The following is a 21,499-nucleotide window of genomic DNA, read 5'->3' on the forward strand; positions in this document are numbered from 1 at the left end:
GGCTAACGCGGCGTGACCAAGCGGGCCTCGTAGGCGGCGATGACGAGCTGGGCGCGGTCGCGGGCGTTGAGCTTGGCCAGCAGACGGCCGATATGCGTCTTCACGGTCCCGGGACTCACCTGGAGCTGCACGCTGAGCTCGGCGTTGGACAGTCCGTGCGCGACGAGGGTGAGCACCTCGCGCTCCCGGTCCGTCAACGTGTCGAGCCCGTGAAAGGGCTGCTGGACCGGCCGCCGTACGAACTCCGCGATCAGTCGGGTGGTGACGGTCGGCGCGAGCAGCGTCTCACCCGACGCCACCACCCGGATCGCCTTCAGGAGGTCGTCCGGAGGCGCGTCCTTGAGCAGGAATCCGCTGGCACCCGCGCGCAGCGCCGAATAAACGTACTCATCGAGGTCGAATGTGGTCAGGATGAGCACCCGAGTGTCCCCGGTGATCTGCCCGGTCGCGGTGATGCCATCCATTTCGGGCATTCTGACGTCCATGAGCACCACGTCGGGTGACTCCGTACGCGTGAGCGCCACCGCCTCCCGACCGTCGCCCGCCTCCCCGACCACGGAGAGATCGTCCTCCGAGTCGATCAGCAAGCGGAAACTGCCGCGCAGGAGTGCCTGATCGTCGGCGATGAGCACCCGGATCACGAGCCTCCCCCCGCCGCACCCACCCCGACCGGGCCCGGCCCGGGCCGCGGACGCCCTGTCCGGATCCGCCGACTCCGCTTCCTGCGGCTCACACTCGTGATCCTCGTCATCACGTCCATCATGACCGATCCGCGCCTACCGCTCGCACCACGTCGACGCTCTCTCGCAACTCCGGCCGTACGTACCACTGCGGCGCTCTGTCGAAGGGCCTGCCGTTCGCGCACGCCCGCGCTTCGCCGGAACGTGTCCGGCACCGCCCCCTCTCCCTCCGTCGAGAGGGCGCGGAACTTTCAGGCGGGTCCAGGAATCTCCCACGACGCGTGCACGCCGAACCCCCTTTCCGGAAGCGGGCCGGCCTCGAAGGTGCCGCCGTACAGCAGAGCCCGTTCGCGCATTCCCGCCAGGCCGTGCCCGCCCGGCCGCCCCGGCAGCATCCGTTGCCCAGGCCCGTCGTCGACCACGGAGATCCGCAACCTCCCGTCGGCGACCGACACGCCGGCCTGGCAGTGGGCGGGAGCGGCGTGCTTGACGACGTTGGTGATCGCCTCCTGGAGGATGCGGTAAACGGCCGGCGCCATGCTGTCGGGCACGGTTCCGTTCACCGACAGATCGACCTGCACGCCGGCCTCCGCCGCCTGGCGCGCCAGGGACGGCAGGTCGGCGAGCCGGGGGAGCGGTGTGCTGTCGGGCGCGCTGCCGGGTGCGCGAAGCGCGCCGAGAAAATGGCGCATCTCCGCGAGCGAGCCGCGCCCGATCTCCTCGATGGCCCGCAACGCCTTGCGCCCCTCCTCCGGATGCTTGTCCAGGACCTTGGCCGCCACCCCTGCCTTGACGGTGATCATGCTCATCGAATGCGCGACGACGTCGTGCAACTCGCGCGCGATCCGCAGGCGTTCGTCGGTCGCCGCCTGCTCGGCCTGCCTCCTGGCGTCGCGGGCGGCGAACTCGCGGCGGGTGCGCGCCGCGGTGCCGAGACTCCAGCTCGCTGCGAGGACCAGCCAGGCCGTGCCGAGGATGAAGACGGGGTCGGGCCAGCCGTTCGAATATTGTGCTGGGCCCGACATCGAGACCAGCAGCGAGCCTCCGTTGACGAGCAGGCCCGACACCAGGGCGATCGCCGATCGCCACACCGGCCGGCCGGTCGCCACCGGGTAGATGGCCAGGGCCGCCACCACCGTCGGCATCAGCCGGTTGGCCTGGACCGAGAGCACGGCGATGCCGAGCAGGATCGCACTGTAGTAGGCGGGCTCCGGCCATACCCGCCGCACCGCCACGGGCACCGCGAGCAGCCAGCAGAGCGCGGTGGTCACGGCGTTCGTGGTCAGCTCCGGCGGACTCGCCGTGGACGCCAGCGCGAGCAGCACCGCGACCACGGTGTCGGCCAGGATGAGCAGCCAGGGCGGAGGCCGTCGGGCGAGTAGATTCACAGCCCGACGTTATCGAGGAACGGCCGGGGGCGAATCGGAGCACGGGCCGTCGGACCAGGGTCGTACTCCGCCCACGTATGCCGGTACCGTATGCCCCTGGTCCGATCCCAAAGATCGGATCCGGCTCCGATGTGCGGACCCACCGCCGTACAGGATCGTTGCCGCCATGAACCGACGCAGACTCATCGCTCTGTGCCTGGCGGCCTGTCTCGCCGTGCCGCTCGGCGGTATCGCGCTGGCCTCGGCGCAGGCCCACGGCCTGGTGTGGAAGGACTGCGGTGACGGCCTGCGATGCGCCAACCTCGTCGTTCCCGTGGACTGGGCCGACCCGGGCGGGCCGAAGACCGCGGTGCACGTGGCCGAAGCACCCGCGACAGGCAAGAGCATGGGACCACTGATCATCAACCTCGGCGGCCCCGGCACCACCACGGCGATACTCAGGCCGAAAAACACCGCCGACACCCCACCCGAGTGGCCCATCCTGCTCAAGCAGCTGCGCAGCCGGTTCGACGTCATCGCCATCGATCCGCGCGGACTGTCCGAGCCCGGCAGCGGAGCGAAGACGGTGAACTGCGCGGAGCCCGACGCGTCCATCTACGGACTGATCAGCGCGCGGACGAAGCAGGACTGGGACGCCCACGCCGCCCAGAACGCGGCCCATCAGGCGAGCTGCCGCAAGACGGCGGGGGCGGCCTGGCGCGGCATGACGGCCTGGAACGTGGCGCACGACCTCGACGCGCTCCGCGCCGAACTCGGCCAGGACAAACTCATCTACGTGGGCAACTCCTACGGCACCGTCTACGCCCAGGCGTACCTAGAGCTGTTCCCGCAGCGGGTCGGCCGCATGTACTTCGACGGCACCGCCGATCACACCCAGCAGGAGTTCGAGCCCTGGCTACGCAACTACGCGCTCACGCAGGAGCGCCATCTCACCCGCTTCCGCGACTGGTGCGCCCGCCGTTCGGACTGCGCCCTGCACGGCAGGGACGCGGGCAAGGCGTGGGACGAACTGGTCGCGAGGGTCCGCCGCGCGCCACTGCCGGCCTCCGCTGGCCGGAAGGTGACCGAAGGACAGCTGTACGCTGCCGCGATCAAAGGCATGAACCCGCCGAGATGGCCACTGCTCGCCACCGCCATCCGCAAGGCCCTCGACGGCGACGCCGGCAACTTCCTAGCAGCAGAGCTCGCGCCGGACACGGGCAACTCATACGTGAGCCAGGACTCCTTGTGCAACGACTTCATGCCGAAGCTGCCGACGTATGAGGAGTTCCAGGGCATCGAGGCCCGGCTTCGCGAGATCGCGCCGAGGTTCGGCTGGATCGAGGGCCGCCTCGAGCTCGGGCGCTGCTGGGGCCGCAGCGGAGGCGCGTCCTGGGCGCCGCACCCGCTGCGCGTGAAGAACGTCCCGCCGGTCCTGTTCGCGATCGGGGAGCTCGACAACACCACCAACTATCTCGGGCAGCAGCACGTGGCCGAGCAGATTTCCTCCGCGCGCGTGTTGTGGCACGGCGATGGCCACGGGTCGTGGGCGAGCAACTCCTGCCTGCGGCGCCATGTCTTCGCCTATCTGACCACGGGCGCGCTGCCCGCCCCCGGCACCCGCTGCCCGGCCGAACGCATCCAGAAGGTGGGGAAATGATCGAGGTCACAGAACTGACGAAGGTGTACGGCTCCACGCGCGCGGTGTCCGGGCTCACGTTCGACGTAAAACCCGGGCAGGTCACCGGGTTCCTCGGGCACAACGGCGCCGGCAAGTCCACCACCATGCGCATGATCCTCGGCCTCCACACTCCCACGTCGGGCAAGGCGTTGATCAACGGCGTCCGCAAACAGGATCTGCGCGACCCCATGCGCGAGGTCGGCGCCATGCTCGACGCGGCCGAGGTGCAGGGCGGGCGCAGCGCGTTCGCTCACCTCCAGGCGCTGGCCTACGCGGGCGGGATCGGGCGCCGCAGGGTTGTGGAGGTGCTGGAGGAGGTCGGACTGTCCGGGGTGGCCCGCAAGCGGATCGCCGGATTCTCCCAGGGGATGCGCCAGCGCCTCGGCATCGCGGCGGCACTGCTCGGTGACCCAGGAGTGCTCATCCTCGACGAGCCGGCCAACGGCCTCGACCCCGACGGCATCCGCTGGCTCAGGACAATGCTCAGATCCCTGGCGGCCGAGGGCCGCACCGTCCTGCTGTCGAGCCACCTGATGACCGAGATGTCCCTCACCGCCGACCGGCTCATCATCATCGGCCAGGGCAGGCTGATCGAGGACGTCTCGACGGCGGACCTGCTGGCCCGCTTCCAGAGCGGCGTACTGGTCCGATCACCCCACGCGGCCCACCTGTCCAGAGCACTCGAAGCGGCCGGAGCAACCATACGCCCCGCTCAGGACGCCGAAGCCGGCGAGGAGCCGGTGCCCGGCCGGCCCGCAGGCGCTGGAGCCGATGCGCGCTCCGTGCGGGACGCCGGCGGAGAGGAATTGCTGGTGGCCGGCCTGACCGCAGCCGTCATCGGCGACATCGCCCTGGCGAACGGCTGCGCCGTTCACGAGCTGGTGTCACGCCGGACATCACTGGAGGAAGCCTTCATGGAGATCACCCAATGATCAACGTCGTCGCATCGGAATGGCTCAAGCTACGCTCGCTCCGATCCACCTACTACGTCCTCGCCTCCACTCTCTCGGCCCTTGCGCTCACCGGCTTCGCCGCCTACTCGATCTCGCACTACTTCGACACCAACGGCCCCGGCGGCGATCCCGTCGGCACGGGTCTCAGCCTCAGCGCCGACATTCCGCCTGTGCTGTTCGGCATGCTGGGCGTGTTCGCCATCTCCGGCGAGTACGCCACCGGCATGATCAGAATCACGCTGACCACGATCCGGAGCCGGTGGACGCTCCTTCTGGCCAAGGCAGCCGTGGTGGCCGCCGTGGCCGCTGTCGCGGGCCAAATGCTGGCGTTCGCCACCTACTTCACCGCACAGGCCGTGGTGGCCGGGCGTCCGATCGGCGCCTCGTTCGCCGAACATGCGGCCCTGGCCGAGGTGCTGACCACCGGCGCCGGTTCCGCCGTCGCCGCGGTGCTGGGGCTGGGCCTGGCGACGGTCCTGCGGTCGACACCGGGAGCGCTCATCGCGCTGGTCGTCCTCCCGCTGTCCCCGATCGTGCTCGAGCGCTTCCTGCCGGCTCCGTGGAACGACTGGATCAACTCCCTGACGATTCCGTCACTGGCCAGGCAACTGGCCGCTGTACCCGACGCCGGAGCCTTCGGTCCCTCAACGGCCGCCGCCATCCTGGTGGGTTATGTCGTGGTGTCCCTCCTGCCGGCAACCCTGGCGATCAACCACCGCGACGCCTGACTTCGGACCCTCCTGGGCGGCCAGTACGTGGAAAGGACAGCTATCACGTGCATAGCCGCTCACCGCTTCGCTACGGGCCGGGACTGCCCGAGGTGCGTGCGGTGAGTGCCAGCCGGTTGCTCGTGCGGGGCGTGACGGTAGACAGCGGACATGCGTGGCGCCCGCCGGCGCGGACCACAGCGGCGCATGAGGGAGATCCAGAACGTGGCTGGGATGAATCGGTGTTCCGTAGGGGATCCTCAACCGGAACACCCGCCGGACCTCCCGCGCGAGATGCGGCTGTCACCCAGCGGGGGACGGCGTCCTGCTCCCAAAGCTGTCTCGAATCCCGATGCAGCTGTGAGCCAGACCACGCTTGAGGTTGACCTTGGGTCAGGGTGGAAGCTCGGCGCAGCGGCGAGACGCCGACCCGGACGTAACAACTTCGAAGGGCAAACCACCATGACGATCACCCGTTCCGATCAGGACAAGGGCACCCTGCCGGCAGCCGCGGCCGGGCAGGACCGCCCGGAGCTGCACAAGGCGATCGAGGAGATCGTCGAGTCCGGTTTCCTCGGGGTGTCGCTGCGCGTGCACGATGAGCGGGGCGAGTGGGTCGGCAGCGCCGGGGTGGCCGAGCTGGGCGGCACTGCCAAGCCGCCGGTCAACGGGCATGCCCGGATCGGCAGCAACACCAAGACCTTCACCGCGACCCTGGTGCTGCAGCTGGTGGCCGAGGGCAAGCTCGAGCTGGATACCTCGGCGGCGGACTACCTGCCCGAGTTCGGGCTGGATCGGCGGATCACGGTGCGGATGCTGTTGCAGCACACCAGCGGGCTGTTCAACTTCACCGGCGAGGTCTACGACGACGGGACGATCGTGCACGGGATCCCCGTGCCCTACAGCACCACGGGCAAGGAGTGGGTGGACAACCGGTTCCATACCTACCGGCCTGAGGAGCTGGTACGTCTGGCGCTGTCCAAGCCGGCCCGGTTCGAGCCGGGCACGGGCTGGAGCTATGCCAACACCAACTACGTGCTGGCCCGGCTGCTGATCGAGAAGGTCACCGGCCGCTCGCTGGCCGAAGAGATGCAGCGACTGATCCTGGGGCCGCTCGGGCTGTCGGGCACCGTGGTGCCGGACGCCTCGCCGGAGATTCCTGCGCCGCACGCCCACATCTACTACCGCCACGAGGAAGACGGCCAGCACAAGACGATCGACATCACCCGCTACAACCCCTCCTGGGTCTCCACCGGCGGTGACATGATCTCGACCACCCGGGATCTGCACACGTTCATCTCCGCGCTGGTAGGTGGCAAGCTCCTGCCGGCCGCACTGCTGGCCGAGATGTGCACCCCGCACGCCACGGGCATCCCGAACATGGACTACGGGCTGGGGGTGTTCGTCCAGAAAACCGACTGCGGCGGCACCGTCATCACCCACAACGGTGGCAACGTCGGCTCCGCGACACTGATGTACAGCACGCCCGACGGCATCAAGACCCTGACCGCCGTACTGAACTGGGTGGACGACGCCGCCATGTCCATAGCGACAGCGTTCCCGAACGCTCAGCAAAAGCTCGTCAACAAGGTGTTCTGCGGCAAGCAGGCCGATCCGGCCCGGCCGGCGCACTGAACACCTGTGACCCGCACACCTCCAGAGGCGACCCCTTCCGGGTCATGCATCAGGGAGAACATCAACCGGGGCCACATGCACGGCTGCGGTCCGCTGGTCGCCGAACTCGAGCACAAGGCAGAATTCTGCCGATGAACGGAGTCACGATCGGGCAGGCGGCGGCATTCGTCGGCGTCACAGTCAAGACGGTGCGCCACTACCACAAGCTCGGCCTGGTCAAGGAGCCGGAACGCGACAGCTCCGGCTACCGCAGGTACGGATCCGCCGAGCTGCTGCGGCTGGTGCAGATCCGGACGCTGGCCGCCGCCGGGGTGCCGCTGGCCGAAGTCGGGCCCCTGCTCGACGCCGACGCCGCCCAGTTCGCCGCCGCGCTCACCGGCGTCGAGCGGCAGCTCACCGAACGGATCGAGGAGCTGATCGCGCGCCGTGACATGCTGCACCGGCTCGCCGACGGAGACCGGGCCCTGCTGCCCGACCGCGCCGTGGCGCTGCTGGAGCGGATGTCCGGCCTCGGCCTTCCCGCGGAGCAGGTGGCGGCAACCAGGGAGGGCTGGGTGCTGGCCAGGGCCCTGGTTCCCGAGGGCTTCGACGACTTCCTCACCCATGTCGAGCACGCCCTTGACGACCCCCGCTTCGTCGCGTTGAGCAAGCAGGCCACCGAAGCCACGGCATGGGAGCCAGACGACCCACGCCTGGCCGAACTCGCCACCGCCATTGCCGACCACTTCCTCGCCAACCCCGCACACCTGAAGATCGTGACCGGCCTGCAAGCCCGCACCGACGCCGCGGCCCGGTACCACCTGGTCGCCCACCACGGCGAACAGGAGGGATCGGCCACGGCCCAGGGGGTCGCGATCGTCGAGGCCAAGCTCCGCGCCGCGGGCATCCATATCCCCAGACCAGACACCCACTGACCGGCCGGGACCACCGCGGCACCTGGGAACGGTGGACCAGCGTGGACGGCAAGCGGTCGGCCTGGTATCAGGTCGGCAAACTGATGTTCCAGGGCAGCGCGGTCTTCGACCCGGCTGAGCTGACCAAAGCTCCTGTCACCCCGGCTGGGGTGATCGCCGGGATCAAGGCGGCCATCCTCGACGAGGACCGCCGGGGGCCGCAGGAGCTGAACGGCCACGTCCCGCCGCAGATCCTCTTCATGGAGAGATCAACCAGCTCATCTCCGAGCAGTGGCTCGCCCCTGAGGTGCGGGCCGCGCTCTTCCGTGCGCTGCCCACGGTCAAGGGCATCACCATGACCGAGGACGTGCCCGTCGCCGACGGACGGCGAGGCGTGGCGTTCAGCTTCGACGACGACGGGGCACGGCAATCGCTCGTCCTGGACCCGCAGACGTTCCAATATCTGGGCTCCACCTCGACGCGGCTGCAGGACCGGACGTACGAGCGCGCCGACGGCAGTAAGGAGACCTTCAAAGCGGGCACGGTGAGCCTGACCGCGCAGTTGGAAGCCAAGATCGTGAACCAGCCCGGCCAACGCTCCTGATCGCAGCCGAACCAGGCCGACCGCTGCGTGGGCGGCCTGGTGCTCGGCCGTGATGGGATCCCGGTAGCAATGAAGAAATTTCAACGAAGTAGGGCCTGACCCGTGGTAACGGAGCGTCGTCCGGCCGAGGTCTCGGCTCGATTACGGTAGGGGACCACAAGCTCGGCACGCGAAACGGTAAGGCGGCGCCAGTGCAGGCACAGCGTCGGTCGAGCAGGGCGAAACTGTCGGCAACTCGTGGCACGCTGCTGTGATGTCGGGATGTACGCGCGACACCAAGCGCTACGGCGACAAACTCGTGTACGAGGCGCTCGGCTCGAAGTGGCGCCACTACCACGACACCCACTGCAGGTGCGGCCTGAACTGGGTCACCGAGCACGCCGAACCGGCCGGATTCACCGTGGTGCGCTCCGGCACCGGCTGGGTTGCCCTGATCAGGTCGGTACGTTGAGCACCTTGGCCAGGGACGGCACGAGCCGGAACCTGGCGGTGTGGTACTGGGCGGCCACCTTGCCCCGGCCGGTGCGGCAGGGCGATCCGGCCGGGGCGGCACAGGAGGACATCGGGCAGTCGAAGGCTTCCACGCGGGAAAAGCCGTCGTCGCTCACCCCGTGATCGTTTCATGGATGCGTTTCAAAGCTCCGGAGATTTGAAACGACTCATGGAACCGGATGGGGGCGGGTACGCCCTGGACGGACGGACGCCGGACCGCTGTTTCATACGTCGCCTGGGCCCATGCCGGCGAAGAGCGAGTCGAGGATCTGGTCGACATACTCATGAGTCAGCGGTTCATGCGTGATGAGGAACTGGAAGTACAGCGGACCGGACAGGATCGCCATCGCGAGGTCCAGGTTGAAGCCGCGCGCTAGTTGACCCTGGTCCTGCGCTTTCTTCAGCCGGGCGACGGTCTTGTTGGTCTGGGGGGCGATGAAGCGCTCGTTGAGCGCGGCGGCGACCTGGGGGTCGTACTGGGCCTCGCCGACCAGAGCCTGGTACAGGGGGCCGAAGGGGGGCCTGGCCATGAGATCGATGGCCGCGTAGATCTGCTGACGCAGATCGGTGGTGATGTCGCCGGTGTCGGGGTAGTCCAGGTCGGACTCGTGCAGGGACAGCAGCGAGTCGAGCAGCAGGGCTCCCTTGGACGGCCATCGGCGGTAAATGGTGTGCTTGCCGGCGCCGGCGCGGGCCGCCACCGCTTCGATGCTGAGTTTGGCGTAGCCGATCTCCTGGCCCAGCTCCAGTGTGGTCCGCATGATGGCCTCGGTCCGGCTGGCGCCACGACGGTTGCGCGTATCGGTCATGCCATCACCCTATCGGTACGGCACGTGCCGTGCTTGACACTGGAAGTGCCAATGGGCATCATCGCATCGGCACGGTTCGTGCCGATGTGATGAAGATGGGCACCTCAAGGGCACGTCTCGCCTCGGCACACGCGACGTCGCAGGCAACGAGACCTGCCGTGCACCGCGCCCCCACTTCTCCGAAGGAAGATGATGTGTGATGTCCGTTCCCGCCGACCCGACCGCGGTGCATCCGATGCCCGAGCAGCCGCGGGTGGTGCTGTTGAAGCCGCTGGTCACTTCGCCGCTGATCGAGGTCGGGGAGTTCTCCTACTACGACGATCCGGATGATCCGGCCGCCTTCGAGAGCCGTAATGTGCTGTATCACTACGGGCCGGAGAAGCTGGTCATCGGGAAGTTCTGCGCGCTGGGCGAGGGGGTGCGGTTCATCATGAACGGCGCCAACCACCGCATGGACGGCCCCTCGACGTTCCCTTTCCCGATCATGGGTGGTTCCTGGGCCGAGAGCTTCGACCTCATCACCGGTCTGCCCGGGCGGGGTGACACCGTGGTGGGCAACGACGTCTGGATCGGCTACCGGGCCATGGTGATGCCGGGTGTCCGCATCGGTCACGGGGCGATCATCGCCTCGGGTGCCGTCGTCGTCGAGGACGTGCCCGACTACGGCATCGTCGGCGGCAACCCGGCCAAACTCCTGCGCCGCCGCTACACCGACGCCGACATCGACCGCCTCCTGGCCTTGGCCTGGTGGGACTGGCCGCTGCCACTCATCACCGAGCACCTGCGCACGATCATGTCCGGCAGCGTCGAGGACCTGGAGCAAGCGGCTCCCGCGGCTCCCCGCGTGCGGTGACCCGTACTCCCACCCCTTCCAGCACACCAGAATCGAGCTTTCGGCATGCCTGCCTCGTCCCACCCCCATCCGTTCGCCGACTGGCTTGGCGACCGCGCCGTCCCGCTCACCCACCTCGACCCTGAGGCGCCGCTGGACGACCTGGAGCCGCTGTGCGACATCGTCGGCGACGCGCGCGTCGTGGCGATCGGTGAGAACTCCCACTTCATCACCGAGTTCTCACACCTGCGGCAGCGCCTCCTGCGGTTCCTGGCCGAGCGCTGCGGCTTCACCGTCCTGGCCTTCGAGTACGGCTTCAGCGAAGGCGTCCCCCTCGATGCCTGGGCCCAAGGCCAGGGCGCCGACGACGACCTGTCTACGCACCTCGCCACGGCCATCCCGGTGGGCGTGGAGGAGCCGCTGCGCTGGATGCGCCGGCACAACGCCGCCACCGCCGAGGCGCCGATGCGGTTCGCCGGGATCGACATCCCGGCCGCCGGCGGCTCCCTGCTGCCCGCCCTGGCCCCCGTCGCCGACTACCTGCGCGACATCGACCCCGAGACCCTGCCTGCCATCGAGCAGGCCATGCGGATCGCCGGATCATTCGCGGGCGCCTCCGCCGCCTCGGCCGCACCGGCCTGGACCCGCCTGCCCGCCGCCGACCAGGACGCTCTCAGCGCGATCCTGATGCGGCTGCGCATCCGCTTCCGCGCCGTCGAGGTGCTGTACGTCTCCCGTGGTGACCGGCCCAGCTACGACATCGCGCTGCGCCGCCTGGAGGCCGCCTGCCACGCCGACTACGGTTTCCGCGCCATGGCCGGCCTGTACGCGGGCACCGGGTGGACCGCCGACACCTCAGCCCGCGACGTCTACATGGCCGAGTCCGTCCTGTGGCACCTGCAGCGCTCCGACCCCGGCACCCGCATCGCGCTGGCCGCCCACAACGCCCACATCCAGAAGACGGCCGTCTCCTTCAACGGCCACCTCACCGGACTCCCCATGGGACAGCACCTGCACAACTCCCTCGGCGACGACTACCTCGCCCTCGCCCTGACCAGCATCACCGGACACACCGCCGACATGCGCCCCGACGAGAACGCCCGCTTCGGCTTCGCCGTCGACGACGTCCCGCTGCCGCCGCCCGAGCCGGGCAGCATCGAAGCCGCCTTCGCCGACGCCGGACTCGGGCTGAGCATCGCCGATCTCCGGCAGGCGCCCCGCGAGACTCCCGGCCCCGACCGCTATCGGATCCAGAGCGCCTACCTGCACACGCCCATCCTGGACGCGTTCGACGCCGTCCTCAGCACCCCGACCTCCACTGTCGCCGACATCGCGCGCTGAGGGACCTCGACATGAGGCTTCACCCTCCCGGCCCGGCCACACCGAGGCCAGAACCTGTGGACATGTTGCTGACGATCAGGTCGCGCCAGGACGCGACGAAACCCTCGAGGAGCGTGAACCATGCTGGACACTGACGTGATCATTGTGGGAGCCGGCCCGACCGGTCTCATGCTGGCGAATGAGCTGCGCCTGGCCGGGGTACGGCCGCTGGTGCTGGAGCGGCACCCGCACCGCCGGGACACTCCCAAGGCCGGTGGTGTGGGCGGGCAGATCTTGGAACTGCTGCGCTACCGCGGCCTGCTGGAACGTTTCGAAGCCGCCTGCCCCGGCCCGGCCCCGGCGCCCCGGTTCCCCTTCGGCGGCGTGCACCTGGACTTCACCCAACTGGCCGACCCGCCCATGCACGCCCTGCCGCTGCCGCAGCAGCACCTGGAGCGGCTGCTCGACGAGCGCGCCGCCGAACTTGAGGTGGACGTCCTGCGCGGGCACGAGGTGACCGGCATCAGCCAGGACGAGGCCGCGGTGATCGTGGACGTACGCGGCCCGGACGGGCTCTACCAGGTGAGCGCCCGCTACCTGGTCGGCTGTGACGGCGCCCGCAGCCGCGTCCGTGACTGGGCCGGTATCGGCTTCCCGGGCACCGTCTACCCCGAGGTCAACCGGCTGGCCCAGGTCACCCTGCCCGGCCCGGTGACCGTACTCGGCAACGGCGATCTCGACATCCCCGGCTACGGCACCATCCGCGCCGGTTTCACCCGCACCGACCGCGGCCTGTTCGGCCTCGGCTCCTCACCCGGCGCCACGAGCGTCTCCCTCTACACGATCGAGGACGAGAGCACCGAGTACGACGACGACGTCCCGATGACGTTGTCCGAACTGCAGGACAGCATCCACCGCGTGCTCGGCGCGCACCTGCCCCTGGCCGGATCGACCCGGCTGTCCCGCTTCACCTTCAAAGCCCGCCAGGCCGAACGCTACCGGGCCGGGCGCACCATGGTGGCCGGCGACGCGGCGCACCTGTTCCCGGCCACCGGCGTAGCCATCAACGCCGGCATGCTGGACGCGGTCAACCTGGCCTGGAAACTGGCCGCCGACCTGCATGGCTGGGCACCGGCCGGCCTGCTGGACACCTACCACGACGAACGCCACCTCGCCGGCGCCCGCACCATGCTGCACGCCCAGGCCCAGGTGGCGTTGCGACGCGGCCACGACGTGGCCGCCGAGGCGCTGCGGGAGGTGTTCACCGAACTGCTCGCCGACGAACAACCGTTGCGCCGGATGGGGGCGCTGGTCGCCGGCACGGACATCCGCTACCCGATGCCCGGCACCGGCCATCACCCGCTGACCGGCACGTTCGCCCCCGACCTCACCCTGCACACCGACCAGGGCACCACCAGCGTCGCGCACCTCATGCACCCCGCAAGGCCCATCCTGCTCGACCTCGCCGACCGCGAGGATCTCCACGAGACCGCCCGAGACTGGCGGCGACGCGTCGACATCCACACCGCCAAGACCGACGATCGGCCGGCCGACAGCCTCCTGATCCGCCCGGACGCTCACATCGCCTGGGCCGCGACCATCGACGAACCCGCCGACAGCGCCGCGCCCGCGCTGCGCGAAGCGCTCTCCAGCTGGTTCGGAACACCCTGACCACTATGACGATCGCAGGGAGCAATGCGTGATGCCGCTGATCGAGGTCGCAGAGCAGTCACGCGCCCGCGCCGAACTGGATCAGGCGAGCAACCGGTCGACCAGCCCGTCGAGGTAGTCAGGGGTGAGCGGGCCCGCGCCGAACAGGACGCGCATGTAGATCGGCGCCAGGAGATGGTCCAGCACCTCCAGCGCGTCGGGCGGGTCCTCGCCGCGGTCGCGGGCGCGGTCGAGCATGGCCTGCAACTGCCTGCGGCGGTCGGCCAAGAGCTCGTCGCGCGCCTGAAGACCCTGCCGGCCCTCGCCTGACAGCGCGACGGTCAGCCGCACCAGCGCCAGGCCGTCGGGGCCGGTGACCTCGCGGGCCACGATGGCGGCGTAGGTGCGCAGGTCGCCGGCCAGGCTGCCGGTGTCAGGCATCGGCGCCTGCGCGTTCAGCCGGGTCAGCAGCACATCGCTGAGCAGGGCTTGGAGGTTGCCCCACCGGCGGTAGAGGCTGGTGTCGGCCACGCCCGCGCGGGCCGCGACCTCGCCGATGGTGAAGTTTCCGTACCCTCGCTCGCTGACCAGGTCGGTAACGGCCTGGTGCACTGCCGCGCGGACCCGGGCGCTACGCCCGCCGGGTCGCCTGGCTCGCCCATACTCCTCCACACGCTTAGCTTAACGCAGCGCGAAACTGCGTTAAGCTCTGTTAACGCAGTTACTGACTGCCTTTAGGAAGGATTCGCGTGAAAGCGTTGCTCACCCTGACCTGCGCAGGTCAGTTCATGGTGCTGCTCGACAACACGATCGTCGGCGCCGCCCTGCCCGACATGCAGCAGCGGCTCAACACCGGGCTGACCGGCCTGCAGTGGATCGTCGACGCCTACGTGCTGCTGGTGGCCATGCTGCTGCTGTCGGGCGGCGTCTTCGCCGACCGGTTCGGCCGCAGGCGGGTGTTCCTGGCTGGGGTGGTGGTGTTCACGGCCGCGTCGGTGGTGTGTTCGCTCGCGCCCTCGATCGGCTGGCTGATCGCCGGGCGGGTGCTGCAGGGCGTCGGGGCCGCGGCGCTGAGCCCCGCCTCGCTGGCGTTGCTCGCCGCCGCGTATCCCGCCCCGAGTGAGCGCGTCAGAGCGATCGGGTTGTGGGCCGGGTTCAGCGGCATCGGCCTGGCCGCCGGACCGCTGGCGGGCGGGATCCTGGTGGAGTCCTTCGGCTGGCCCGCCATCTTCCTGGTCAACGTGCCCATCGGCGCGGTCCTGCTGCTGGCCGGGCTGCGCGTCCTGGGCGAGTCCCGCAACCCGAGCGCACCGCCGATCGACGTCCCCGGCACGGTCCTGTCCGTCGCGGGCGTGGGCGCCGTGACCTACGGCCTGATCGAGGGCGGTTCCCGAGGCTGGACCTCGCCGGTGATCCTGGGCAGCTTCGCCGCCGGACTGGTGCTCCTGGCCGCGTTCGTCGTGGTCGAGGGTCGTGCGTCGACGCCGATGCTGCCGCTCCGGCTGTTCCACCAGCGGCTGTTCACGGTGTCCAACACGGCGATGGTCGTGGTCGGGTTCGCGCTGATGGGGTCGTCGTTCTTCTTCTCCCAGTTCTTCGTCCACGTCCAGGGCACTTCGATCCTGGTCGCCGGGCTGCGGACCCTGCCCACCTCGCTGGCCATGGTGATCGTCAGCCCGTACGCGGGCCGGCTCGCGGCCAGGTACGGCTTCCGCGTCGTGGTCGGCATCGGCCTGGCGCTGGCCGGGCTGGGGCTGCTGGCGCTGGGCTTCGTCCACGCCGATACCGGCTACGGGAACGTGTGGTGGCGGCTGGCGGTCGTCGGCATCGGGTTCGCTCTCACCATGTCGCCGCTGACCGGGGCCGCCATCCAGGCGGTCAGCCCGCAGGAGGGCGGCCTGGCCTCGGGCGTCAGCAGCACCACCCGGCAGATCGGCGCGGTGCTCGGCGTGGCGGTGCTCGGGGCGATCGTTCACGCGCGGGAGTCCGGCGGAGCCTCCTTCGAGTCCGGCCTCAACAGCGCCTTCCTCGCGGCGGGTGCCGTGACGCTGGCCTGCGCCGTGTTCACCGGCCTGTGGCTGACCGCGGCCCGCACGCCGAGGGGCGTCCGGGCCGAACAGTCTGGAGGCCGAGCAGTCAGTGAGCAGCCGCTGACAGCTTCTCCCAACCGGCCCGCGTCTTGAGCCTCATCCCGTCGCGGCAGCGTGTCGTCCCCGCCCGCGCCGAGCCCACAACCCGCACCACCAGCGCCACTGGGGCCCCGCCCTGCCCCGGCTTGTCCGGGGCGACCGTAGCGGCAGGGATCATCGACCCGCCTCTCGCACGGGCGCGCGTAGCGCCCTCAACCGATCACGGGAGGAGTTGCGCGGGCCGCTGCCGGGTGCGGGCGGTCCAGAACGTACAGGCCCTGCGGGCCGGCCGCGCACAGCGTGCTCGCGTCCGCGAGCCAGGCGAGGCTGGTGATCCGTTCGGCGGTCTGGAAGGTGACCTCGTCGGATCCGTTCCACAGCTTGATGATGCCGTCCTGCCCGCCGGTGGCCAGCCAGGCGCCGTCGGGAGAGAACGCCACCGCACCGACCCGGCCCCGGTGCGCGCTCGGGCGACCCTGCTCGTGACCGTCCGGATCCCAGACGCGGACGACGCCGTCCACGTCCCCGGTGGCCAGGCGGGCGCCGTCCGGTGAGATCGCCATCTTGATCGGCCCCCCATCGGGACTGCCTCCGAAGGTGCTGCGCTGCTCACCTGCACGGTCCCACACCACGACCTGTCGGCCGTCCCCGGTGGCCAGCCAGGTGCCGTCCGGCGGGATGGTCAGTGCGCTGACTCGCCAGAGAGGGGAGCAGTAGCGGTCGAAGCGGAACGTGCCGTCGGCGTCCCAGATCTGGATCCGGTTGCCGGCCGCCGTGGCGAACCAGGTTCCGTCCGGGGCGATGGCCAGGGCGAGAATCCACTCTTCCACATGGGGGATCGTCATGGTGCGGCGCGGCTCGCCTCCGCAGCCCCACAGCCGGACCTCACCGCGGCCACCCCCGGTGACTAGCCACGACCCGTCCGGAGCGATGGCGAGCGCCGACGTACCGTCTGACCCGCTCAGCCTGGCGCGCGGCTCGCCGTGAGCGTTCCACAGCCGGACGTCCTCGAAGGAAGGCGCTGTGGCGAACCAGGCACCGTCCGGCGCGACGGCGATCGCGGACACCCGCGTTGGCACGACGCTCACCTCGGCACGCCGGCTCCCGTCGGCATCCCAGACCCGAACTCGGCCCCGGTCGTCGCCGACGACGAACCATGATCCGTTCGCCGCGGCGGCCAGGGCGGTGACCGGCCCGGTCTCGTGCGGAGTCTCGACGAGCACGTCAGGGGCGGAGTCCCAGAGCCTGGCAGCGCTGTTCCCGCTGCTCGCGCTGGCGAGCCAGGTGCCGTCGGAAGCGATCGCGAGCCCGCTCAGCCAGCCGGTGTGGCCGCTCAGCCTCGCCCGTGGACTGCCGTCGCTCTGCCACAGGCGCACCTCGCCGGTCGCGTCACCGCTGGCCAGCCATGTACCGTCCGGTGCGATGGCCAGGGCGGTCACCGCGGCGTCGTGGCCATCGATGGCATTGCGCACATGCCCGTTACGGTCCTGGATGTGGATCTGGCCCGCGTCGCTGCCGGCCACGAGCCAGGAGCTGTCCGGGGAGATCGCCAGACAGCGGCATCTCGAGTCGAAGGCGAAAGCGCCGGACAAGGCGGTGAAGCGCGAGTCCAGGACGCGCACGGCGCCTCGATCGTCACCCATGGCGAGCCAGGAACCGTCCGGGGAGATCACCAGCGTCGTGACCTCGCCGTCGCTGGGATGATCGAGGAAGGCGATCGGGATGCCGCCGGGATCCAGGATCGTCACGCGGGATCCGGAGCCGGCGGCCAGCCAGGTACCGTCCGGCGAGATGGCCAGTGCCGAGATCCAGCCGAAGGTGGCGCCGTCGTACGTGGCCAGCAGGCGGCCTCGCCTGCTCCAGATGCGAACGGTGGGGCTGTGGTCGCCGGTGGCCAGCCAGCCGCTGTCGGGGGCGATGGCGATCGCCGTCACCATGTCATGGTGGCCGTCGAGGGAGGCGATGCGGTCTCCTTCGGGCGTCCACAGCCGGGCGGCGCCGACGCCGTGCTCCATGCTGATCACGTCGAAGCCGTTGCCGTCGCCGGTGACCAGGAAGGTGCTGTCGGGGGCGATGGCCAGCGCGCTGACCCCGCCCGGATGTCCGTCGAGAACGGCCTGCAGGTCACCGTCGCTGTTCCACAGGCGCACGACGCCCACGGCGTCGCTGTAGTTCGCGTTGGATTTCGGGCCGCTGCTCTCGCCGCTGGCCAGCCAACTGCCGTCGGGAGCGATCGCCAGTGCGGCCACGCCCTTGGGGTGGCCGGGCAGCAGGCGGCGCAGGTTCGCCGAGTCGCCCTCGGGGAGCGGCCGGCGGGCGGGCAGAAAGGAGACCCCGGCCTGTTCGGCGTACGAGGCGACCGGCGCCTGCCGGCCTGGGACGGCGCTGAGCCTGGTCAGCAGGTCGGAGGAGGAGGTCAGCAGGTGTCCGAAACCGGAGAGCATGCCGGCGATCTGGCGGGCCGGTGGGGACGACGCGTGAGCGAGGTCGGCCACCGCGGCGGCCGGCCCGGACCGGGCGGTGCGCGGCACCAGCCAGCGGACGTCGCTGACGAGGTCGTTCACTTCGTCGCGCAAGCCGGCCTCTTTGAGGTGAAAGGCCAGGTTGTCCCACAGGTAGGGCTCGCCCGGCGGCAGGTTCCACCATCCGCCGGGAGCGAGCGCTCTGGCCCGGGTGATCAACCGGCGGCCGGCCATGACGAGGGCCGTCGATCCGGCTGCCGAACGCAGATAGCCGCGGATGACGTCGTGCAGCGTGACCACGGCCATCGAGCCGGCGGCCCAGTGCAACGCCAGCAGGGCGAGCTCGTGCAACTTCTCGCACAGGCGCTCGGCTTCGGGCTTGGGGCATCCCCACAGCAAGGCGACAGCGTCGACCGGCACGTCGGTGTCCTCGGGCAGGACGCCGAGGTCGGCGAACCGGGCCCGCTCCTCGCCCGTGAGCAGGTCCAGGCTGTAGTCGACGGTCGCGCGCACCGCCTGCGCGCGCTCATCGGTGACGGTGAGGTCGAAGGCGGCCGGCCCGTTCGCCCGCAGCCGCTGAAGCGCCTCCTCGGCGGCCCTGTCCACATCGGCGCCGCGGGCTCGCTGCTTGCGCAGGCGGGCGTTGACGACCGCCAGCAGCAGCGGCCAGCGGCCGGTGGCGCGCAGCAGATCCCGTACGAGATCGGCCCGCACATCAGGCAGGTCGCGGGTGAGCAAGCGGGTGGCCGCCTGCGGGGACATCTCATCGACCTCGATCGTGGTGCCCCGCACGATGGACGGACGCCGGGTGGTGACCAGGAGCTGAGCATGGGCGGCCGCGGGCAGGAACGGGGCGAGCTGGGCGGCGCTCCACACGTCGTCGATCACCAGCAGCACCGGCCTGCGACCGTCGAGGACCTCGACCAGCCGATGGCCGGCCTGCTCGGGATCGCCGAACTCGGGGCGCTCCCCGTCGAGGTGGGCCACGACGTCGTTGATGAGGGAGGCGAGCTCTGCGCCGGATCGGTCGCGGCCGAGCGTCACCCACACGATGCCGCCCTTGAACCGCCGGCGGGCCTCCCGGCGATGGCAGATCTCGGCGGCGAGCGAAGTCTTGCCGAAGCCGCCCGCGCCGACGATGCCCGCAGTCAGCCCGACTGGTGCCGATCCCCTGCGCAGCGCCGCCATGATCATGGCGAGCTCCCGCCGGTTGACCCATTCCGGATCCCGCGGCGGCACGCGGAACGACGGCACCCGAGCCCGGCGCTCGGACAACGTGGGTAACAGCAGGGTGAGGGCGACGATGAGCACGACGGCACCGGCGAGGCCGGCGATCCAGGCGGGCCGGTTGGCGGTGACATGGTCCGGAAGGTAGTCGCTGACGACATTGACCGGCAGGCCGATCACGATGCCGAGCACCACGAGCAAGGCCGTCACCAAGGCTGGTGCGAGCGTCCTGCGGCGCGCCATGGGCCACCTTAACGCCTTGCTGCCGCACGGGTCATCCAGTGCGGCCCGATATCCGACGTATCCACTCCGCCCGCTCCATGGTGGGCCAACGCGTGTCTCACTGCACACCGCCCGCGCTCCGCGGGGTCAGCGGGGCGGGCGGTGGACGACCTTGTCCTTCGAGCGGCCGGGATAGACGACGAGCAGGTGCTCCTCCAGCGGGGCGTCGGGGTCGTTCTCGTCCCATGGCAGCGTGCGGGCGTGGACGCGCAGGCGGTAGTGGCCTGGACCGGCGATGGCCAGGTCGGGCAGCGGGCCTGCCGCCCCGCTGTCACCGCCCTCGGGGTGGGTCGGCACGACCAGGCGGCCGCTGCGGCTGGCGATGCCCACCTCGACCACCTGGTCCCAGCCGGTGAGCCGGAGCGGCGGGGCGCTGTCGAACACCTTGACCGTCATGCAAATCGCCGAGTTCTCCTTGTAGGTCACGATGGCGGCGCTACTGCCTGCGGCGTCGATGAACCCGTCCTCGACAGCGTCGAAGATGTCGGCGGCATCGCCGTCGCCGCCGTAGATGTCCCCAGGATCGCCCGCGCTGTCGTCGCGGTCGTCGAAGACGGCGTAGCCACCCCCTTCGGACAGCATGTACGCGGCCGTGCCCCACCGCCTGGCCCGTACCCGGGGCCACGGGTCGGCGCACCGGGCGTTGGCCTCGGCCTTCCACGCGGCTTCCTCCCGCTCGCGCTCGGCCTGCCGGCGCTTGGCGTCGGCGTTCTGCCGGGCGACGATGCCGGGGCACAGGTACTCCAGGGCCGCGGCCAGCTCGATGGAGTCCGCCGTGCCGCCCGCCCGCTCGTGCAGCGCGTGCCGTTCCCGGTCGCCGGGCAGCGCGCACAGCTGCGTGCCATAGGCGAGAATGCGCTGGTCAGCCAGGTCCTCGGGGAACATCGTGGCCGCCGCGAAGGTCCCACCCCTGGCCAGGCAGAGGAACGACCGCCGCCGCTCCTCCGGCCCGAGGCCGGCCGCGGGCCGGAGGCGGTCGCGGCAGCCCTCGTCCGCGGCCGTATAGGTGAGCTGGGCGTCCCCCTCGGCGCCGACCGCGGCCATCGGCAGCACCAGTACGACGACGGCGGCGGCGAGCAGCCGCGGCGACCGCCCGGTTCCGGGGGCCGCGACGCCCGGGCCGGGCGCGGCGAGCTCGTGCGCGGTGCGCGCCGCCCACACGACGATCAGCCCGTCGAGCGCGTGCACCGCGAGCGAAAGGCCGTCGAACGTCAGCCGTCCGGCCAGAAGCAGCGAGTAGACCTGCGGGACGAGGAGCGCGGTCCAGCCGATGGCGACCGTGACGGCGCTGAACCGCCCGTCGCGTCCCTGCCCGGCGATGATCATCGCCTTGCAGCCGAGGGTCGCCATCATCAGCAGGAGCGACGCCGTCAGCAGCGGGCCCTCGGCGAACATCCGCAGCGCCGCGGCCAGGACCCCGGTCAGGCCGAGCCCGAGGGCGATGATCCGGAACCGGGTCGCCACCCCGGCCAGGGCCCGCACCAGCAGGAACATGGTGGCGGTCCACACGGCCCAGGTCGCGGCGTACTCCGCGACGTCGGACACGTCATCGAGGAGTTCCCAGAGCAGCAGGTCGCCGGCCACGTCCGCGTAGAGCAGGCGCCGCAGCCACACCACCTCACGCGGCAGCGCCCCGGCGCGCGGCGAAGCCGGGCCGCGCAGGATCTGCCACAGCGCCCACGCGTTGAGCACGCCGATCGCCGCGGGCAGGAGCCGGGACCCGTCGTCCCACGGCCGGAAACCCGCCGTCGCGACGACGGCGAACCACTGCCCGCC

General features: G+C 70.5%; 19 protein-coding genes. 12 read left to right on the top strand and 7 right to left on the bottom strand.

All coding sequences use genetic code 11. From position 1 onward, the window contains the following. Positions 1-2: 2 nt before the first annotated feature. Positions 3-641 carry a response regulator gene (locus tag H4W80_RS05615; RefSeq protein WP_192784084.1) on the bottom strand — a complete coding sequence of 213 codons (639 nt, stop codon included), beginning with the start codon at positions 639-641 and terminating at the stop codon, positions 3-5. A 290-nt stretch (positions 642-931) separates the two neighbouring features. Further along, positions 932-2,068: a sensor histidine kinase gene (locus H4W80_RS05620; protein ID WP_192784085.1), complete on the bottom strand. Its 1,137-nt coding sequence runs from the start codon at positions 2,066-2,068 to the stop codon at positions 932-934. A 166-nt stretch (positions 2,069-2,234) separates the two neighbouring features. Here H4W80_RS05620 and H4W80_RS05625 point away from each other — a divergent pair, with 166 nt between their 5' ends. The 8 genes from H4W80_RS05625 to H4W80_RS05660 all read left to right on the top strand — a co-directional run bounded on the left by H4W80_RS05625 (position 2,235) and on the right by H4W80_RS05660 (position 8,971). Further along, on the top strand, positions 2,235-3,707 hold the full coding sequence (locus tag H4W80_RS05625; protein ID WP_192784086.1) for an alpha/beta fold hydrolase: 1,473 nt from the start codon (positions 2,235-2,237) through the stop codon (positions 3,705-3,707). Continuing rightward, the gene (locus H4W80_RS05630; protein ID WP_192784087.1) at positions 3,704-4,660 is read left to right on the top strand and encodes an ATP-binding cassette domain-containing protein; all 957 of its coding nucleotides are present in this window, start codon (positions 3,704-3,706) and stop codon (positions 4,658-4,660) included. The genes H4W80_RS05625 and H4W80_RS05630 overlap by 4 nt, the downstream gene beginning before the upstream one ends. Further along, positions 4,657-5,409, top strand: coding sequence for an ABC transporter permease (locus H4W80_RS05635; protein ID WP_192784088.1), 753 nt, complete (start codon positions 4,657-4,659; stop codon positions 5,407-5,409). Before H4W80_RS05630 ends, H4W80_RS05635 begins: the two co-directional genes overlap by 4 nt. Before the next feature lie 441 nt (positions 5,410-5,850). Then, positions 5,851-7,023, top strand: coding sequence for a serine hydrolase domain-containing protein (locus H4W80_RS05640; RefSeq protein WP_192784089.1), 1,173 nt, complete (start codon positions 5,851-5,853; stop codon positions 7,021-7,023). Between the two features lie 131 nt (positions 7,024-7,154). After that, positions 7,155-7,937: a MerR family transcriptional regulator gene (locus H4W80_RS05645; protein ID WP_192784090.1), complete on the top strand. Its 783-nt coding sequence runs from the start codon at positions 7,155-7,157 to the stop codon at positions 7,935-7,937. A gap of 41 nt (positions 7,938-7,978) precedes the next feature. Continuing rightward, on the top strand, positions 7,979-8,275 hold the full coding sequence (locus H4W80_RS05650) for a hypothetical protein (RefSeq protein WP_192784091.1): 297 nt from the start codon (positions 7,979-7,981) through the stop codon (positions 8,273-8,275). Beyond that, complete coding sequence (locus H4W80_RS05655; protein ID WP_192784092.1) at positions 8,272-8,520, top strand: hypothetical protein; 249 nt, start codon at positions 8,272-8,274, stop codon at positions 8,518-8,520. Before H4W80_RS05650 ends, H4W80_RS05655 begins: the two co-directional genes overlap by 4 nt. 253 nt (positions 8,521-8,773) lie before the next feature. Continuing rightward, positions 8,774-8,971 carry a hypothetical protein gene (locus tag H4W80_RS05660; RefSeq protein WP_192784093.1) on the top strand — a complete coding sequence of 66 codons (198 nt, stop codon included), beginning with the start codon at positions 8,774-8,776 and terminating at the stop codon, positions 8,969-8,971. Here the strand turns inward: H4W80_RS05660 and H4W80_RS05665 are convergent. Then, entirely contained in the window at positions 8,955-9,128 is a 174-nt protein-coding gene (locus H4W80_RS05665) for a zinc finger domain-containing protein (protein ID WP_225963258.1), read from the bottom strand. The genes H4W80_RS05660 and H4W80_RS05665 overlap by 17 nt on opposite strands. Positions 9,129-9,236: 108 nt before the next feature. Then, positions 9,237-9,821 carry a TetR/AcrR family transcriptional regulator gene (locus H4W80_RS05670; protein WP_225963259.1) on the bottom strand — a complete coding sequence of 195 codons (585 nt, stop codon included), beginning with the start codon at positions 9,819-9,821 and terminating at the stop codon, positions 9,237-9,239. Between the two features lie 199 nt (positions 9,822-10,020). Here H4W80_RS05670 and H4W80_RS05675 point away from each other — a divergent pair, with 199 nt between their 5' ends. The 3 genes from H4W80_RS05675 to H4W80_RS05685 all read left to right on the top strand — a co-directional run bounded on the left by H4W80_RS05675 (position 10,021) and on the right by H4W80_RS05685 (position 13,644). After that, a complete protein-coding gene (locus H4W80_RS05675) occupies positions 10,021-10,674 on the top strand; it encodes a CatB-related O-acetyltransferase (protein ID WP_225963260.1) in 654 nt (217 codons plus the stop codon). A gap of 45 nt (positions 10,675-10,719) precedes the next feature. Then, the gene (locus H4W80_RS05680; protein ID WP_192784095.1) at positions 10,720-11,994 is read left to right on the top strand and encodes an erythromycin esterase family protein; all 1,275 of its coding nucleotides are present in this window, start codon (positions 10,720-10,722) and stop codon (positions 11,992-11,994) included. Positions 11,995-12,114: 120 nt separating this feature from the next. Next, positions 12,115-13,644 (top strand): FAD-dependent monooxygenase, encoded by a 1,530-nt coding sequence (locus H4W80_RS05685; RefSeq protein ID WP_192784096.1) that lies wholly within the window; start codon positions 12,115-12,117, stop codon positions 13,642-13,644. Between the two features lie 81 nt (positions 13,645-13,725). On the opposite strand, the gene H4W80_RS05690 is transcribed toward H4W80_RS05685, so the two are convergent. Continuing rightward, entirely contained in the window at positions 13,726-14,235 is a 510-nt protein-coding gene (locus H4W80_RS05690; RefSeq protein WP_318786713.1) for a TetR/AcrR family transcriptional regulator, read from the bottom strand. 137 nt (positions 14,236-14,372) lie between these two features. Between H4W80_RS05690 and H4W80_RS05695 the strand changes: the two genes are divergently transcribed. Beyond that, a complete protein-coding gene (locus H4W80_RS05695; RefSeq protein ID WP_318786714.1) occupies positions 14,373-15,806 on the top strand; it encodes a DHA2 family efflux MFS transporter permease subunit in 1,434 nt (477 codons plus the stop codon). Between the two features lie 158 nt (positions 15,807-15,964). On the opposite strand, the gene H4W80_RS05700 is transcribed toward H4W80_RS05695, so the two are convergent. Both H4W80_RS05700 and H4W80_RS05705 read right to left on the bottom strand, forming a co-directional pair. After that, the gene (locus tag H4W80_RS05700) at positions 15,965-19,684 is read right to left on the bottom strand and encodes an NB-ARC domain-containing protein (RefSeq protein WP_192784098.1); all 3,720 of its coding nucleotides are present in this window, start codon (positions 19,682-19,684) and stop codon (positions 15,965-15,967) included. 126 nt (positions 19,685-19,810) lie between these two features. Next, positions 19,811-21,415, bottom strand: a complete 1,605-nt coding sequence (locus tag H4W80_RS05705) for a hypothetical protein (RefSeq protein WP_192784099.1) — start codon at positions 21,413-21,415, stop codon at positions 19,811-19,813. Positions 21,416-21,499 lie beyond the last annotated feature (84 nt).

Source organism: Nonomuraea angiospora (genome assembly GCF_014873145.1).
GTDB classification, from domain to species: domain Bacteria; phylum Actinomycetota; class Actinomycetes; order Streptosporangiales; family Streptosporangiaceae; genus Nonomuraea; species Nonomuraea angiospora.

What these genes read in the sequence shown, in the direction of transcription:
- H4W80_RS05625 (WP_192784086.1), top strand. Translation starts at nt 2,235, where the DNA reads ATGAACCGACGCAGACTCATCGCTCTGTGCCTGGCGGCCTGTCTCGCC.
- H4W80_RS05630 (WP_192784087.1), top strand. Translation starts at nt 3,704, where the DNA reads ATGATCGAGGTCACAGAACTGACGAAGGTGTACGGCTCCACGCGCGCG.
- H4W80_RS05635 (WP_192784088.1), top strand. Translation starts at nt 4,657, where the DNA reads ATGATCAACGTCGTCGCATCGGAATGGCTCAAGCTACGCTCGCTCCGA.
- H4W80_RS05640 (WP_192784089.1), top strand. Translation starts at nt 5,851, where the DNA reads ATGACGATCACCCGTTCCGATCAGGACAAGGGCACCCTGCCGGCAGCC.
- H4W80_RS05645 (WP_192784090.1), top strand. Translation starts at nt 7,155, where the DNA reads ATGAACGGAGTCACGATCGGGCAGGCGGCGGCATTCGTCGGCGTCACA.
- H4W80_RS05655 (WP_192784092.1), top strand. Translation starts at nt 8,272, where the DNA reads ATGACCGAGGACGTGCCCGTCGCCGACGGACGGCGAGGCGTGGCGTTC.
- H4W80_RS05660 (WP_192784093.1), top strand. Translation starts at nt 8,774, where the DNA reads ATGTCGGGATGTACGCGCGACACCAAGCGCTACGGCGACAAACTCGTG.
- H4W80_RS05670 (WP_225963259.1), bottom strand. Translation starts at nt 9,821, where the DNA reads ATGACCGATACGCGCAACCGTCGTGGCGCCAGCCGGACCGAGGCCATC.
- H4W80_RS05675 (WP_225963260.1), top strand. Translation starts at nt 10,021, where the DNA reads ATGTCCGTTCCCGCCGACCCGACCGCGGTGCATCCGATGCCCGAGCAG.
- H4W80_RS05680 (WP_192784095.1), top strand. Translation starts at nt 10,720, where the DNA reads ATGCCTGCCTCGTCCCACCCCCATCCGTTCGCCGACTGGCTTGGCGAC.
- H4W80_RS05685 (WP_192784096.1), top strand. Translation starts at nt 12,115, where the DNA reads ATGCTGGACACTGACGTGATCATTGTGGGAGCCGGCCCGACCGGTCTC.
- H4W80_RS05700 (WP_192784098.1), bottom strand. Translation starts at nt 19,684, where the DNA reads ATGGCGCGCCGCAGGACGCTCGCACCAGCCTTGGTGACGGCCTTGCTC.